The sequence below is a fragment of the Xanthomonas sp. NCPPB 2866 genome (assembly GCF_041475745.2).
Classification (GTDB): Bacteria; Pseudomonadota; Gammaproteobacteria; order Xanthomonadales; family Xanthomonadaceae; genus Xanthomonas; species Xanthomonas arboricola.
This window is the reverse complement of the sequence record NZ_CM192975.1, coordinates 2182571-2199446: the sequence shown is the minus strand read 5'-3', so window position 1 is coordinate 2199446 and position 16876 is coordinate 2182571. Positions and strand designations below refer to the sequence as shown.

The following is a 16876-nucleotide window of genomic DNA, read 5'->3' as shown; positions in this document are numbered from 1 at the left end:
CTGATCCCGGTGCCGCCTGCCCTGCCCGCACGGTTGCGCGCTGCCGCCGCGCAGCGCCGGCAACCGGGTCAGGCGCGCTCGGCGTGCGGCCACAGCCGCAAACACGCTGAAAAACCGCCATCAGACCGGCTATCGCGCGGCACTCAACCTTTTGGGGATCAGGTCGCTATTCGACTTATCCCGGTCACATTCCTTTGCTGGATACCTACCATGACCTTCAAGACCACGATTGCAAACACGCTGGCCAACGTTCCGCTCAAGCGCAAGTTCCTGGCGCAGACCGCGCTGGTGGCGCTGGGCATCATCGCGCTGGCGGTGATCGCCGCCCGCATGCAATACGTGGATCTCACCGATACGCGCCGCGATGGGCTCAAGAGCCAGATCGAGATGGCGATTGCGGTGGTCAACGGCTACGCCGAGCGCGCCGAGAAGGGCGAGATGGACGTGGACAGCGCCAAGAAAGCCGCGCTGCATACCTTGTCCACCATGCGCGCACGCGGCGGCGTGGATTACATCTACGTCACCGACCAGACGCCGGTGATGCTGATGCACCCCATCCGCCCGGATCTCAACGGCAAGCCGCTCAACGATGTGCTGAGCCCGGACGGCAAGCGGATTTTCCCGGCCTTCGTCACTGCGGCGCAGGCCGGCGGCGGCTACGTCGATTACGCCTGGGCCAAGCCCGGCGAAAAGGAGCCGGTGCAGAAGACCTCGTACGCCGCGCTGTACAAGCCGTGGGGCTGGGTGATCGGCACCGGCGTGTATCTGGACGACACCCAGTCGCAGGCGCTGGCCTTCACCGGCGTCGTCACCCTGGCCGGCGGCGTGCTGGTGCTGCTCAACCTGCTGGTGGGCTGGCTGATCGGTAATTCGATCCTGGAGCCGGTCTCGCGTGCGCTCGCCGCCATCAAGGGCGTGGCGCGTGGCGACCTGAGCGTGCGCACCGCACAGCACGGCAGCGACGAAATCGGCCAGATGCTCAAGGCCACCGACGACATGGTGCACACGCTGGAGCGCTTCTCCGCGCAGACCAAGGTGATGGTGCACATGCACGCCGGCGATGACGTCAGCCACCGCATGCCCACCGATTTCCCCGGTGTCTACGGCGAGCTGGCCGGCGGCATCAATACGATGATCTTCGAACACCTGGACGCCATCATCGATGCGATCGGCATCCTCAACGAATATGCGCAAGGCGACCTGTCGCGCGACGCCGCGCGCCTGCCGGGCACGCGTGCGGTGCTGCACGAAGCGATGGATGCGGCCAAGGCCAGCCTGCTGGCGATCAACACCGAGATCAAGCGCCTGGCCCAGGCCGCGGCCAATGGCGACTTCAGCCAGCGCGGCGATGCCACGCGCTTCAAGCACGACTCGGCGCGCATGATCAACGACCTCAACGCGATGATGGAAGTCAGCGACCGCAACCTGGGCAAGTTGTCCGAGCTGCTGGCCGCGCTGGCCGAGGGCGACCTCACCGCGCGCATGGACGGTCAGTTCCACGGCGTGTTCGCACGCATGCGCGATGACGCCAACACCACGGCCACGCAGCTGGCCGGCATCGTCGGGCGCATCCAGCAGGCCGCCGGTGCCATCACCGGGTCGGCCAGCGAGATCGCCGCCGGCAACAACGACCTGTCGCAGCGTACCGAGCAGCAGGCTGCCAACCTGGAAGAAACCGCCGCCTCGATGGAGGAGCTCACCGCCACCGTCAAGCAGAATGCCGAGCACGCACGCCAGGCCAACCAGCTGGCGATCGGCGCCGCCTCGGTGGCCTCGCAGGGCGGCCAGGTGGTCAGCCAGGTGGTGGACACCATGTCCGGCATCCAGACCTCGTCCAGGAAGATCGCCGAGATCATCTCGGTCATCGACGGCATCGCCTTCCAGACCAACATCCTGGCCTTGAACGCAGCGGTGGAAGCGGCGCGTGCCGGCGAACAGGGCCGCGGCTTTGCGGTGGTCGCCAGCGAAGTGCGCACGCTGGCGCAACGCTCGGCCGGCGCGGCCAAGGAGATCAAGCACCTGATCGACGATTCGGTCGGCAAGGTGGCGCAGGGTTCGGCGCTGGTGGATCAGGCCGGCAAGACCATGGCCGACATCGTGTCCTCGGTGCAGCGGGTGACCGACATCATGAGCGAGATCTCCGCCGCCTCGCAGGAACAATCGGCCGGTATCGAGCAGGTCAACCTCACCGTCACCCAGATGGACGAGAGCACCCAGCAGAACGCCGCGCTGGTGGAAGAAGCCACCGCCGCCGCCAACGCCATGCAGCAGCAAGCGCAGCAGCTTGATGAAGCGGTGTCCAGCTTCCGGGTGAGCGTTGCCTCGCCCGCACAGCGCGGCAGCAGCCGCAGTGCCGCGCGCGCGGAGGCCTTGCGCGTCGCCAGCTGACGACCGCCCGATCGCTCCCGCACCACCTCCCTCACTTCGAAGCCACGCCCATGCCCTCGTCCCCCACGCAATCCCGCTCCGGCGGCAGTCTGGCGTACCGCCTGATGCTCGGCACCGCCGTCGCTGCGTTGCTGTGCTTCGGCCTCACTGCGGCGATCAGCTACTGGCAAAGCAGTCGCGCACTGATCGCCTCGGCACAGACCACGATGCAGAACGCCGCACGCTATCAGGCCGAACAGATCGGCAGCGAGCTGGGGCAGGCGTTCACCACCGGCCAGTCGGTCGCCAGCGCCTTGCTGGCGCAGCGTGCGCATGGCGGGGTGAGCCGCGAGGCGGCGTCGGCGATCGTGCACGACCAGTTGCAAAACCATCCCGAATGGGTGGGCATGGGCACGTTGTGGGAGCCGCAGGCCTTCGACGGCAAGGATGGCGACTATGTCGATGCCGAGGGTCACGACAACACCGGCCGTTTCATGACCTACTGGGCCCACAACGGCCAGTCACTGATCCGCGAACCCCTGGTCGGTTACGAAAAACCCGGCGACGGCGACTGGAACCTCAAACCGCGCGAGCTGGGCCGGCAGATCGTGGCCGGCCCCTACGATTACCAGATCGGCGGCAAGCCGGTGCTGATGACCACCTTGTCCACGCCCATCATGGACCAGGGCAAGTATGTGGGCGTGGTATCGGTGGATTTCGCCCTGGCCGCGTTGCAGAAGCGCCTGAGCGGCTTGCGTCCGATGGACGACGGCTACGTCGAGCTGATCTCGCCCGCCGGGGTGATTCTGGCCTCGCGCGACGCTGCGCGGATCGGCAAGCCGGCCGACGGCGCCGACTATCGCACGATGCTGGCGGCCACCAGGGCCGGCAAGGACTATCTGGACTTCACGCCGGATGCCGCCGGTACCGTCAGCGCCTATGTGCCGTTGCAGATCGGCCAGGCGCAGGAGCGTTTTGCGCTGGGCGTGGTGGTGCCGTATGCGGCGATCATGCAGCAGGCACATCGGCTGTTGTGGACCATTCTGGCGGTCGGCCTGGGCTCGGCGCTGGTGCTCAGCCTGGCGCTGTTCGTACTGTTGCGGCGTCAGGTGGTGGGTCCGCTGGACGCCGCTGCCAAGGTGGCCGATGCGATTGCCTCCGGCAAGCTGGACAACCAGATTGCCGCGCAGCGCCAGGACGAAGTGGGCCGCCTGATGGGCGCCATGCAGCGCATGCAGACCGACCTGCGCCAGCGCATTGAACGCGACGCACAGATCGCCAACGAAAACCTGCGCATCCGCACCGCGCTGGAACATTCGGAAATGGAAGTGCTGCTGGCCGACGAGCAGCACACTGCCGTGTTCATCACCGAGGCACTGCACACCTCGTTCAAATGCGGCGAAGCGGCGTTTCATGCCAAGGGCCAGCAGGGCTTCAGCGCCGATGCGGTGGTCGGCAAACCGCTGGACTACGTGTTCGGCACCGATGCCGAGGGCAAGGCGCGGTTGCAGCGCCTGCAGCAACTGCAGTCCACCACGCTGGAGCGCTACACCTTCGGCCCGGTGACGCTGGATCTGACCATGACCCCGCTCTACGCCGCCGACGGCCATCGCAGCGGCAGCATGCTGCTGTGGCGCAATGTCAGTGCCGAAGTCAGCACGCAGGCAGAGGTCGCCGCGCTGGTGCAGTCGGCGCTGATGGGCGACTTCGGCCAGCGTCTTGCGCTGGACGACAAGCGCGGCTTCTATCTGGAGTTCGGCCGTCAGCTCAACGGCTTGCTGGAAACCACCTCGCAAGGCCTCGAGCGTATTTCCCGCCTGCTCAGCGCGCTGGCCGAGGGCGACCTCACCGTGCGCATGGACGGGCAGTTCCAGGGCGTGTTCGCACGCATGCGCGACGATGCCAATGCCACCGTGGCGCAACTCACCGGCATCGTCTCGGGCATCCAGACCTCGGCCACGCAGATCAACGCAGCCGCCAGCGAGATCGCCGCCGGCAACAGCGACCTGTCGCAACGCACCGAACAACAGGCCGCCAACCTGGAAGAAACCGCCGCCTCGATGGAAGAGCTGACCTCCACCGTCAAGCAGAACGCCGAGCACGCACGCCAGGCCAACCAGCTGGCGATCGGCGCGGCCGATGTCGCCTCGCATGGCGGCGCGGTGGTGGCGCAGGTGGTCACCACCATGTCGGGCATCGAGGTCTCGTCGAAGAAGATCGCCGAGATCATCTCGGTCATCGACGGCATCGCGTTCCAGACCAATATCCTGGCCTTGAACGCGGCGGTGGAAGCGGCGCGCGCCGGCGAACAGGGCCGCGGCTTTGCGGTGGTCGCCTCCGAGGTACGTACCCTGGCGCAGCGTTCGGCCGGCGCGGCCAAGGAGATCAAGCACCTGATCGACGATTCGGTCGGCAAGGTGGCGCAGGGCTCGTCGCTGGTGCAGCAGGCCGGCACCACCATGGCCGAGATCGTCGCCAGCGTGCAGCGCGTCACCGACATCATGGGCGAGATCTCCGCCGCCTCGCAGGAGCAATCCAGCGGCATCGAGCAGGTCAACCTGACCGTGACCCAGATGGACGAGGCCACCCAGCAAAACGCGGCATTGGTGGAAGAAGCCACTGCCGCTGCACGCGCGATGGAAGAACAGGCCGGCCAGCTGACCGAGGCGGTGGCGGTATTCAAGCTCAGCCATGCCGGCAGGCCGGCGGCGATTGCCCCTGCCGCCAGACCGGTGGTCAGCGCGGTTGCGCCATCCACACGGGCGCCGACCGACAAGAAGCGTGCGGCGGTACCGCCGCGTCCCCCTACCCGCAAGTCGCCCGGCAGTGTCGCCGGCAACGACAGCCAGTGGCAGGATTTCTGAGTGCGGCGTCGGCAGCTGCGCACGCGCGCAGTTGCCGACACAGGATGAAGCACATCCACATCGTCCTATCGCGGACCTGACACTCGACCGCGTTCCCCTGCCCGGCTCCGGCCATCGGCCACGCTTAAAGATTCAGCCGCCGTTGCCGTTAGCGAGGAAGACATCGACTGCCTGCGCCCCCACCGTAGCAGCCGGTCCAGCAGCGCATGTGCCCGGTCGCCAGACTCGCGCATGCGCCCGGAGATTCGCGCGTTCCAGGGGTTGCCATGAAGCCATGCCTTGTTGCCAGCTGTATTGTGCTGTGTTGCGTCGTCGGCCATGCCCGCGCCGAAGATCTGATCGCCACCGACCGTCCTGATTTCGTCGAGTCCAGCCTCACCGTCGGCGACCGCCGGCTGCAGGTGGAAACCAGCGTCGCCTGGGAGCGCGATGCCTCGGTCGACGGATATTCCACGCCCACGCTGTTTCGCTACGGCCTCGGCCAGAGCTGGGAACTGCGGCTGGAAACCGACGGTTGGCAGCGCATCGACGCACCCGGCGAGGCCAAGGTGAGCGGCATGTCCGATGTGGCGCTCGGGGTCAAGCACCATCTTGCCGGGTCCGACGACGGCAAGGCCTCGCTGGCCTGGCTGCTGCATGTGGACCTGCCCAGCGGCGCCCGCGCCCTGCGTGGGCACGGTGCACGGCCATCGTTGCGGCTGGTGGCCGAATGGGAGCTCAGCGACAGCCTCTCCGCAGGGGTAATGCCCGGCGTGGTGTGGGACGACGATGGGCAAGGCAACCGCTACACCGCCGGCATCTTCGGTGCGGTGCTGGGCAAGGCCTGGAACGAGCGCGTGCGCTCCTTCGTGGAAGTGGCATTGCCGCAGGTCGCCAACAGCGAGGACGGCGGCACCGTGGCACTGCTCGACGTCGGCTCGGCCTGGCTGCTGAGCAACGACGTGCAACTGGATGCGGTGTACAGCCGCGGCCTCAACGATCGCTCACCGGATCACGCGCTCGGCGTGGGTCTGTCTTTCCGCTTCTGAAACAGGCCGCACAATGAAAATCATGCATATGCTGGGGATCCTGGTGCTGGTGGCAGCGTTGGCGCTGCTCGCGCTGGGCGGCGTCGGCTACAACGGCCAGCGCGGCCTGCTCGACGCGATCGCCGCACAGGTCATCTCCTCCGATGCGCTGCGCAACCACATGCAGGCCGACATGATGCACGACGCCCTGCGCGGCGACGTCACAGCCGCCCTGCTGGCCGCCTCGCGCCAGGACGCCGCCGCGATCGCAGAAGCACGCAGCGCACTGGGCGAACACGCCACGGAGTTTCGTCAGGCGCTGCAGGCCAACCGCAAACTGCCGCTGGACCCGGCACTGCGCAGCGATCTGGACGCGGCGGCACCGGCATTGCAGGCCTATATCGGCGCGGCCGACCAGGTCATGACCCTGGCCGAGACGCAGGCCGACAGCGGCGCGGCCTACGCCGACTTCACCGCCAAGTTTGCCCAGCTGGAAACCCGCATGGGCGCGATCAGCGAGCGCATCCTGGCCTTGAACAAGGCCAATCGGCTCAAGGCCGAACAGGACAGCCACCGGGTGATGTGGCAGCAAGGCGGCGCGGTGGTGCTCGCTTTCGTCTGCCTGGCACTGGCCGCCGGCTGGATCCTGCGCTCGGTGTTCGGCCTGCTCGGCGGCGAGCCGCAGCTGGCCATGAGCGCTGCGCAGCACATCGCCGAAGGTCGCCTGGACCAGCCCATTCCGGTGGCCGCACATCACACGCGCAGCCTGATGGCCGCACTGGCGCGCATGCAGCGCGACCTGCGCGAACGCCTGGAGCGCGAGCGCAGCATCGCTGCGGAAAACCTGCGCATCCGCACCGCGCTCGACAACGCCTCCACCGGCATGTACATCGCCGACCCGGACCTGACCATCATCTACGCCAACACCGCGCTGCGGACCTTGCTGCAGACCTATGCCGACGACATCCATGCCTGCGCGCCGGCGTTCGACCGCTCCAGCAACCTGATCGGCCAATCGGTGTCCATGCTGGAAGTGGGCAATGCGCAGGATGCGGAGATCTATCAACGCCTGGATCGCCAGGATTCGGCGCAACGCCAGGTGCAGTACCGCGCGGCATGCATCACCCAGGATGTCTCGGCGATCCGCGACTCGGCCGGTGCGCACCTGGGCTTTGTCTGCGAATGGCGCGACCGCACCGCCGAGGCACGCGTGGAAATCGACGTGGCCGATGTGGTGCGCAGCGCCGCGGCCGGCGACCTGTCCAAGCGTATCGACAGCGCCGGCAAGCAAGGCTTCTTCCTGCAGCTGGCGCAACAGCTCAACGCACTGCTCGATGCCAACGCGGTCAGCATCGCCGAGGTCTCGCGCCTGCTCAGCGCACTGGCCGATGGCGACCTGAGCGCGCGCATGCAGGGTGATTTCCACGGCGTGTTTGCCCGCATGCGCGACGACGCCAACACCACCGCCGAGCAGCTGGCACTGGTGATCGGACGCATCCAGCAAGCCGCCGGCAGCATCCACACCGCTTCCAGCGAGATCGCCGCCGGCAACAACGACCTGTCGCAGCGCACCGAACAACAGGCCGCCAATCTGGAAGAAACTGCCGCCTCGATGGAGGAGCTGACCTCCACCGTCAAGCAGAATGCCGAAAGCGCGCGCCAGGCCAACCAGCTGGTGATCGGCGCGGCCGGCGTCGCCTCCCAAGGCGGTGCGGTGGTGGCCAAGGTGGTCACCACCATGTCCGGCATCGAGGTCTCGTCGAAGAAGATCGCCGAGATCATCAGCGTCATCGACGGCATCGCCTTCCAGACCAATATCCTGGCCCTGAATGCAGCAGTGGAGGCGGCGCGTGCCGGCGAACAGGGGCGCGGCTTTGCGGTGGTCGCCTCGGAAGTACGCACGCTGGCGCAGCGCTCGGCCGGCGCCGCCAAGGAGATCAAGCACCTGATCGACGACTCGGTGAGCAAGGTCGCCGAAGGCTCGGTGCTGGTGCAGCAGGCCGGCACCACCATGGCCGACATCGTGGCCAGCGTGCAGCGTGTCACCGACATCATGGGCGAGATCGCCGCCGCCTCGCAGGAGCAGTCGGCCGGCATCGAGCAGGTCAACCTCACCATCACCCAGATGGACGAGGCCACCCAGCAGAACGCTGCGCTGGTGGAAGAAGCCACCGCCGCCGCGCGCACCATGGAAGACCAGGCCGGCCAGCTGGCCCAGGCGGTGTCGCGCTTCACCCTTGCCGATGCGCCGGCACCGATGGCGGCAGCGCCGGCGGCCACGGCGGCAGTGGCTGCGCCCAAGCGCGGCCCCGGCGCAGCGGCTGCACGCAAGCCGGCAACTACGCCGGTGCTTGCCAGCGGCAACGACGGGCAGTGGCAGGACTTCTGAGCCACGCGTGCAGGCGGCCCAAGCCTGGGCCGCACCCGCGCAGCGGCCGCGCCACCGGCGTGCCGCCCTGCCCGCCACGGCAGCGTTGCCAACGGCCTGATTGCGGCATCCGCGGGCCGGCCACGGCACCGTTCATCCTTCAAAGATAAAGAATCATGCCGGGCAGCCGCTAGCGTGCTGGAGAGCGTTCCTGCGCAATGCCCCGGAGTTACTGATGAACAAGTTCAACGATTGGCCGATCCGCCGCAAACTGATGTTTGCCTTTTGCCTGAGTGCCGTGTTGACCGCCCTGCTTGGTGGGCTCGGTTTTTCGCGCATGCAGCAGATGCAGCGGCAGACCACCCTGATCAACCAGGACGTGGTGCCGGTGCTGAGCCGTCTATCTGAGCTGCGTGGCTTTGCCGGCGAATTCCGCGTCTATGAAGTGGGCCAGTTCGTCAATCTGGACGATCCGGAACGCTATGCGATGTTCTTCAAACGCATGGACGAGATCCAGGCCAAGTACGTCGAAACGCAAAAGCTGCTGGACGCCAAGATCGGTGCCGGCTCGCCGCTGCAGGCCGAATACGCGAAGCTGAGCGATGCCAGCACGCGTTACTTTGCCGCCAACCAGCAGCTGCGCAAGCTCTATGCAGAACCCGACCGCGCTGCGGCGATGGAATTTTCGCGCAAGCAGTCCGGCGAGATCCGCAAGGAACTGTTCGCCTCGGTCGACAAGCTGTATGCACAGCAATCCAAGGCCCTGAGCGACATGGTCGCGGCCAGCGACGCCTCTTTCAAGCTGACCAGCGCGGTATTGCTGATCGGCACGCTGCTGATGGCGGCGCTGTCGGTAACCTTCGGCTGGCTGATCGCACGCAGCATCACCAATCCGCTGTCCAAGGCGCTGGGCGCCATCAAGGCGGTCTCGCGTGGCGATCTGAGCGTGCAGGTCAGCAAGACCAGCAAGGACGAAATCGGCCAGATGCTCGACGCCACCGGCAGCATGACGCAGATGCTGCGCCGCTTCAGCGACGAAACCGCGCGCATGTCGCACCTGCACGCGGCAGAAGACATCACCCACCGCATGCCGGAGGATTTCCCCGGCGTGTACGGCACCCTGGCCACTGGCATCAACACGATGATCTTCGAGCATCTGGATGCCATCACCGATGCGGTGCGCATCCTCAACCAGTACGCACAGGGCGATTTGACCCAGGACGCACGCCGTCTGCCGGCCAGCCGCGCCATCCTGCATGAGGCCATGGATGCCGCCAAGGCCAGCCTGTTGTCGATCAACACCGAGATCAAGCAGCTGGCGCAGGCCGCAGCGGCCGGCGATTTCAGCGCACGCGGCGACGCGGCGCGCTTCAAGTACGACTTCGCGGTGATGGTGGCGGACCTGAACTCGATGATGGAGGTCAGCGACCGCAATCTGGGCAAGCTGTCGCAGCTGCTCGGCGCCGTGGCCGAAGGCGACCTGACCGCACGCATGGACGGCGAATTCCACGGCGTGTTCGCGCGCCTGCGCGACGATGCCAATGCCACCACCCAGCGCCTGACCGACATCGTCGGGCGCATCAAGCACTCCACCCTGGCAATCAACACCGCCGCTGGCGAAATCGCCGCCGGCAACCAAGACCTGTCGCAGCGCACCGAACAGCAGGCCGCCAACCTGGAAGAAACCGCTGCCTCGATGGAAGAGCTCACCTCCACCGTCAAGCAGAATGCCGAGCACGCACGCCAGGCCAACCAGCTGGCGATCGGGGCGGCCGATGTCGCCTCGCATGGCGGCAGCGTGGTCGGCCAGGTGGTCACCACCATGTCCGGTATCCAGACCTCGTCCAAGAAGATCGCCGAGATCATCTCGGTGATCGACGGTATCGCCTTCCAGACCAACATCCTGGCCTTGAATGCGGCGGTGGAAGCGGCGCGTGCCGGTGAACAGGGCCGCGGCTTTGCGGTGGTCGCCAGCGAAGTGCGCACGCTGGCGCAGCGTTCGGCCGGCGCCGCCAAGGAAATCAAGAGCCTGATCGACGACTCGGTCAGCAAGGTGGCCGAAGGCTCGGCACTGGTGAACCAGGCCGGCACCACCATGAGCGAGATCGTCTCCTCGGTGCAGCGCGTCACCGACATCATGAGCGAGATCTCCGCCGCCTCGCAGGAACAGTCGGCCGGCATCGAGCAGGTCAACCAGACCGTCACCCACATGGACGAAGCCACCCAGCAAAACGCCGCGCTGGTGGAAGAAGCCACCGCCGCCGCGCGTTCGATGGAAGAACAGGCGCAGCAGCTCACCGAAGCGGTGGCCCTGTTCCGCCTGTCGGCCGAACTGGAAGCGGTGACGCGTGCCACACCGGTGGTGCGCCAGATCGCTGCCAAGCGGCCCGCTGCCGCCAGCGCAGCGGCGACCAAGCCGCCGGTCGCCAGGCCCGCTGCACGCGCCGCAGTGGCGCTGGCACCGTCCAACGAGTCGGATTGGGCCGAGTTCTAGGAAACGCCGCAGCGGCCGCGCACTGGCCGCTGTAAAAGATACAAGCCGCGCTCCTGGGAGCGCGGCTTTTTTATTGCCGCATCGCTTTTGAAAAGACACATCAACCCGCTAGGCGATAAAACAGCTTTAAAATAAACTTTTACTTATGTAGCAATATTCAAACTGTCGAGTTCGGCATTATTTCCACTGGTAGCGATTACAAAAACCAATTAACCCCATCTCTGGCGACTTATATTCTTCACAAGCCTGACCGGGTTATATATTTTTTTGATATCGAGGTATTCAGCACTGCGATCGCGCGCCGTTACTGCGCATAGCGACATGTCACGCAAAATACGGGCTGGCATTATCCGGTCGCTCCCATCCATCGCATAACGCCTTCCAGGATCTGTCATGACTGCACTTCTCCAACGCTACAACGTCGGACCTCGACTGGCGGCGGCTTTTGCTGTCCTGATCGTTTTATCCGGCCTTATTGCCTTTATCGGTTACCGCGGCCTGACTTCCGCGCGCGCGCTGGTGGACCAGCTGGTGCATCAGAACATGGAGAAGATCCGCCTCTCCCACGCCATGATGAATGCCAATTCCGTCATTGCGATGCAGATCCGTAACGTGGTGCTGCCCACCAGCAATGAAGATAATGTCAAGTTTATCGAGCTCATCCAGGCGGCGCGCGCCGACTACTCCAAGGCACGCGAAGCGCTGTATGCGACTCCACCGTCTGACCAGGGACGTGAGATCCGCGCAGAAATCGATCGCCGGCGCGCCGTGGTCAAGACACTGAACGACAAGGTCATGGATCTGGTCATGACCGGCCACAGCGACGAGGCGCTGCCCTTGCTGCTGACCCAGGCCGCGCCGGCGATGCAGCAATGGCAGGACAAGATCGCCGAAAACATCGCCCTGCAGGACAAGCTGGCTGGTGAGGCCTCTGCGGTCGCACTGCAATCCATGGACGACTCGCGCAAGCTGCTGGTCGGCGGCTCGCTGCTGGTGGTGCTGCTGAGCGGCGTGCTGGGCGTGCTGATCACCCGCAGCCTCACCCAGCCGCTGAGCCGGGCCACCCGCGCAGCCGAATCGATTGCCGGCGGCAAACTGGATAACGACGTCGACACCCAATTCAACGACGAAAGCGGCCGCCTGCTCAAGGCGATGAGCAAGATGCAGCTGCAGCTGCGTAACCTGCTCGCCGCGCAGACCGATATGGCCAAGCGCCACGACGATGGCCAGATCAGCTTCCGCATCGATGCCGCTGCCTTCCCCGGCGAGTACGGCCGCATGGCGCACGACACCAACTCGTTGGTGGGCTCGCACATTGCGGTGAAGATGCGGCTGGCGCAGATCATGGGCCGCTACGCGATCGGCGACCTGTCCGAGGATATGGAAAAACTGCCCGGCGAAAAGGCCGTGCTCAGCGAGACCATGGCGCAGGTCAAGGTCAATCTCGGTGCAATGAACACCGAGATCAAGCACCTGGCATTGTCGGCGGCCAACGGCGACTTCAGCGCCCGCGGCGATGCCGAGCGCTTCCAGTACGACTTCCGCCTGATGGTGGAAAGCCTCAACAACCTGATGTCCACCGCCGACGGCAACCTGCAGTCGCTCTCCACCCTGCTGCAGTCCATCGCCGCCGGCGACCTCACCGCACGCATGAGCGGCGACTTCCGCGGCGTGTTCGCGCAGATGCGTGACGACGCCAATGCCACCGCCACGCAGCTGGCCGAGATCGTCAGCGGCATCAAGGCCTCGGCGGTGTCGATCAAGGGCGCTGCCAGCGAGATCGCGGCCGGCAACCAGGATCTGTCGCAGCGCACCGAGCAGCAGGCCGCCAATCTGGAAGAAACCGCCGCCTCGATGGAAGAGCTCACCTCCACCGTCAAGCAGAACGCCGAGAGCGCACGGCAAGCCAACCAACTCGCCATCGGCGCGGCCGGCGTGGCCTCGCAGGGCGGCGAGATCGTCAGCAAGGTGGTGGAGACCATGAGCGGCATCGAAGCCTCGTCCAAGAAGATCGCCGACATCATCTCGGTCATCGACGGCATCTCGTTCCAGACCAACATCCTGGCCTTGAACGCGGCGGTGGAAGCCGCCCGCGCCGGCGAGCAGGGACGCGGCTTTGCCGTGGTCGCCTCGGAAGTGCGCACGCTGGCGCAGCGCTCTTCCGCGGCGGCCAGGGAGATCAAGGGGCTGATCGACGACTCGGTGCAGCGTGTCTCCGAAGGGTCGGTGCTGGTGCACAGCGCCGGCAAGACCATGGGCGAGATCGTGTCCAGCGTGCAGCGGGTCACCGACATCATGGGCGAGATCTCCGCTGCCTCGCAGGAGCAGTCCTCCGGCATCGAGCAGGTCAACCAGACCGTCACCCAGATGGACGAGGCCACCCAGCAGAACGCCGCGCTGGTGGAAGAAGCCACCGCCGCCGCACGTGCGCTGGAAGACCAGGCCACCCAGCTCACCGACGCGGTGGCGGTGTTCAAGACCGATGCCGCCCATGCCCTCGCGGCGGTGCGCACCGCCGCGCCGCGGCCGGTGGTGACTCCCGCGCTGAAGGCCAAGGTGGTCGCGGCCGGACGCACCGCCGCGTCCAAGCCGCGTGCCGTGGTCACCGCGCCAAGCAACGACGCCAGCTGGCAGGAGTTCTGAGCCAAGCGAGCACAACATTCTGAATGGAGCCGGTCGGCATCGATGCCGACCGGCTCAAGGCATAACTGTTATGGGCCGATAGGCTGCGTACGCCTACGAGAATCTTCCATGACCACTTCGCCCGCGCTGTCGCCGCAGACCGCCCCACCCTCTCACCAGCGCTGGAGCAGCCGCTGGGATGATCTGGCGATCGCCAAGAAACTCGGCATGATCGGCATCCTGGCCTTGGCCGGCCTGGTCATTCCGGTACTGCTGTACAGCGGCAAGCTCAACGAAAGTGTGGCCATCAGCAGCAACGAGTTGCGTAGCTATGCGCCGCTTGGGCAGATGCTGGGCCTGATCACCGACCTGCACGCCGCCCACGTCGACAGCGGTGACGCCGCTGCAGCCGCGGCCGCGCGCGCCGATCGCGATCTGCAACACCTGCTGGCCACCACCGCCACGATGCCGGGCTTCGAACGCAGCCAGAAGGCCTTGCTGGGCCTGCAGCAGCGCCACGTCGGCAGCGCCGCGGCAGACGGCTACGCCGCGATCAGCGAGCAGGCATTTGCTGCGCTCGACGCCTTGCGCGACGACAGCCAGCTGGTCTATACCCCCTATATCGAGAGCTACCACCTGGTGGTGGCCACCCTGATCTACAGCCCCGATGCCACCGAATCGCTGACCCGCCTGGATGCGGCCAGCGATCCGTCGCAGGCGGCCGACAGCCGCGCCATGCTGCGCGAACAGCTCGGCCAGTTGGCTCGCAGCCATGTGCGCTTCCGGCATGAGCTGGACAAGGCGATGGGCCTGCTGGAACAACCCGACCCCGCCCTGGCCGATGCCGCCAGGACCGAAACCACGCGTGCAACCGCGGCGCTGGCCGCACTCGGCACCGCGCTGGACGGCAGCGATGCCAACGCCGACACCCAGTGGAACGCTGCGCTCGACGATCTCGGCCAAGCCATGCAGGCGCTCAGCAGCGTCTCGCTGCAGGCCCTGCAGCGCCAGTCCGAACGCCACCTGGCCGATGCCCGCAACGCGATGTGGCAGGCCATCGCCGGGTTGTCGCTGCTGGCGGTGCTGATCGCAGCGCTGGGCTGGTACACCTTGTCGCGGCTGACCCGCAATGTGCGCCGCGCCGCTGTGGTGGCCGCCAATATCGCGCAAGGCCAGCTCGGCGAGCGCATCGCCGCGCCCAGCCGCGATGAAACCGGCCAACTGCTCGACAACATGCGCCGGATGCAGGAGCAGCTGCAGCGGGTGCTGGCCGCGCAGAGCGAGATGGCCCAGCGCCACGACGCCGGCCAAATCAGTTATCGCATGGACGCCGAGACCTTCCCGGGCGCGTACGCCACCATGGTGCGCGACACCAACGCGCTGGTCGGCTCGCATATCGCGGTGAAGATGAAACTCGCCCAGATCATGTCGCGTTATGCCATCGGCGACCTGAGCCAGGACATGGACCGCCTGCCCGGCGAAAAAGCCGTGTTCAGCGACACCATGGACGCGGTCAAGCGCAACCTGTCTGCGATGAACAGCGAGATCAAGCTGCTGGCGCAGGCTGCGGCCAACGGCGATTTCAGCGTGCGTGGCGATACCCAGCGCTTCCAGCACGACTTCCTGGCCATGGTGGAAAGTCTCAACCAGCTGATGGCCACCGCCGATGGCAATCTGGGCGCGCTATCCAGCGTGCTGCGGGCCATCGCCGCCGGCGACCTCACCACCCGCATGCATGGTGACTTCCACGGCGTATTCGCGCAGATGCGCGACGATGCCAATGCCACCGTGGTGCAACTGGCCGATATCGTCGAACGCATCCAGCAGTCCACCGACGCGATCAACGATGCCGCCAGCGAGATTGCCGCCGGCAACCAGGACCTGTCGCAGCGCACCGAGCAGCAGGCCGCCAACCTGGAAGAAACCGCCGCCTCGATGGAGGAACTCACCTCCACCGTGCGCAACAACGCCGAGCATGCGCGGCGCGCCAACCAGCTGGTGGTCGGTGCCGCCGCGGTGGCCGCGCAAGGTGGCACGGTGGTCGGCGAAGTCGTCGGCACCATGGCCGGCATCCAGGCCGCCTCGCGCAAGATCGCCGACATCATCTCGGTCATCGACGGCATCGCGTTCCAGACCAATATCCTGGCCCTGAATGCAGCAGTGGAGGCGGCGCGTGCCGGCGAACAGGGGCGCGGCTTTGCGGTGGTCGCCAGCGAAGTACGCACGCTGGCGCAGCGCTCGGCCGGCGCGGCCAAGGAAATCAAGCAGCTGATCGACGATTCGGTGAACCGGGTCGAGCAAGGCAACGTGCTGGTCAGCCAGGCCGGCCGCACCATGCAGGACATCGTCGATTCGGTGCACGGCGTCACCGAGATCATGCACGAGATCAGCGAAGCCTCGCAGCAGCAGTCGCAGGGTATCGAACAGGTCGGCCAGACCATCGCGCAGATGGACCAGTCCACCCAGCAGAACGCCGCGCTGGTGGAAGAAGCCACCGCCGCCGCGCGTGCGATGGAAGCACAGGCGCAGCAGTTGCGCGATGCGGTGTCGGTGTTCCAACTGCACGGCCTCGCCAGGCCGGCCAGGCTCGTGCGCGCCGCGTGACGCGGTCGCATGCGGATGTGCGTGGCGCGCGCCGCGCGGTCTGTTGCACACCTGCGGGCCGGCGCACGGGGCCCTCGTGCAACGTGACAGCCCCTGTTCCGTAAGAAAGCGCTGCATCCGATCCAAACCAATGCAGCGGCATGAGATCGCCGCTGCCGCGTCAACACGGCGCAGGGCACGTTCGATGCCTGGCGCAGGCAAAGCCCTGCTTCTACGCGCGGGTGCGACAAGGTCGCATCGCCGGGTGGATTGCTACATCCGCCGGTGTCTTGCACCCGGCCATGCTCGCGCCTGGCGTCTCGCATCGCGCCCGATGGGGTGAGACAGATGTGAATCCGCCGATGCGGGCAGGCGCGTTGATAGCGCTCCCATCAGCATTTTTCGGCCGTTTGTGCACATGCGCGTCACTTCGGTGACGGCCACCCATACGCAGCGGGGCTGACCCGTTCAGTGCCATAGCCGCTGGCCGTTACCTACAACGGCACGCCTACCTGCCTTGCAATCGCCCGGGCCGCGCTACGGCCCGGGCGATGGATCGGCTGGATGCCTG

General features: G+C 66.3%; 7 protein-coding genes. All 7 read left to right on the top strand.

The window, feature by feature from the left end; genetic code table 11:
* The first annotated feature begins 210 nt into the window (after nt 1-210).
* The 7 genes from ACCQ04_RS09465 (at nt 211) to ACCQ04_RS09435 (ending at nt 16326) form a co-directional block, all read left to right on the top strand.
* A complete protein-coding gene (locus tag ACCQ04_RS09465) occupies nt 211-2388 on the top strand; it encodes a methyl-accepting chemotaxis protein (protein WP_226427800.1) in 2178 nt (725 codons plus the stop codon).
* Nucleotides 2389-2438: 50 nt separating this feature from the next.
* Nucleotides 2439-5231 (top strand): methyl-accepting chemotaxis protein, encoded by a 2793-nt coding sequence (locus ACCQ04_RS09460; protein ID WP_226427799.1) that lies wholly within the window; start codon nt 2439-2441, stop codon nt 5229-5231.
* Nucleotides 5232-5497: 266 nt separating this feature from the next.
* Nucleotides 5498-6259, top strand: coding sequence for a transporter (locus ACCQ04_RS09455; RefSeq protein ID WP_372358746.1), 762 nt, complete (start codon nt 5498-5500; stop codon nt 6257-6259).
* A 13-nt stretch (nt 6260-6272) separates the two neighbouring features.
* A complete protein-coding gene (locus ACCQ04_RS09450; protein WP_226427798.1) occupies nt 6273-8627 on the top strand; it encodes a methyl-accepting chemotaxis protein in 2355 nt (784 codons plus the stop codon).
* 214 nt (nt 8628-8841) lie between these two features.
* On the top strand, nt 8842-11100 hold the full coding sequence (locus ACCQ04_RS09445; RefSeq protein WP_226427797.1) for a methyl-accepting chemotaxis protein: 2259 nt from the start codon (nt 8842-8844) through the stop codon (nt 11098-11100).
* Between the two features lie 393 nt (nt 11101-11493).
* The gene (locus ACCQ04_RS09440; RefSeq protein WP_226427796.1) at nt 11494-13743 is read left to right on the top strand and encodes a methyl-accepting chemotaxis protein; all 2250 of its coding nucleotides are present in this window, start codon (nt 11494-11496) and stop codon (nt 13741-13743) included.
* 108 nt (nt 13744-13851) lie between these two features.
* Nucleotides 13852-16326 carry a methyl-accepting chemotaxis protein gene (locus tag ACCQ04_RS09435; protein ID WP_226427795.1) on the top strand — a complete coding sequence of 825 codons (2475 nt, stop codon included), beginning with the start codon at nt 13852-13854 and terminating at the stop codon, nt 16324-16326.
* Nucleotides 16327-16876: the final 550 nt, after the last annotated feature.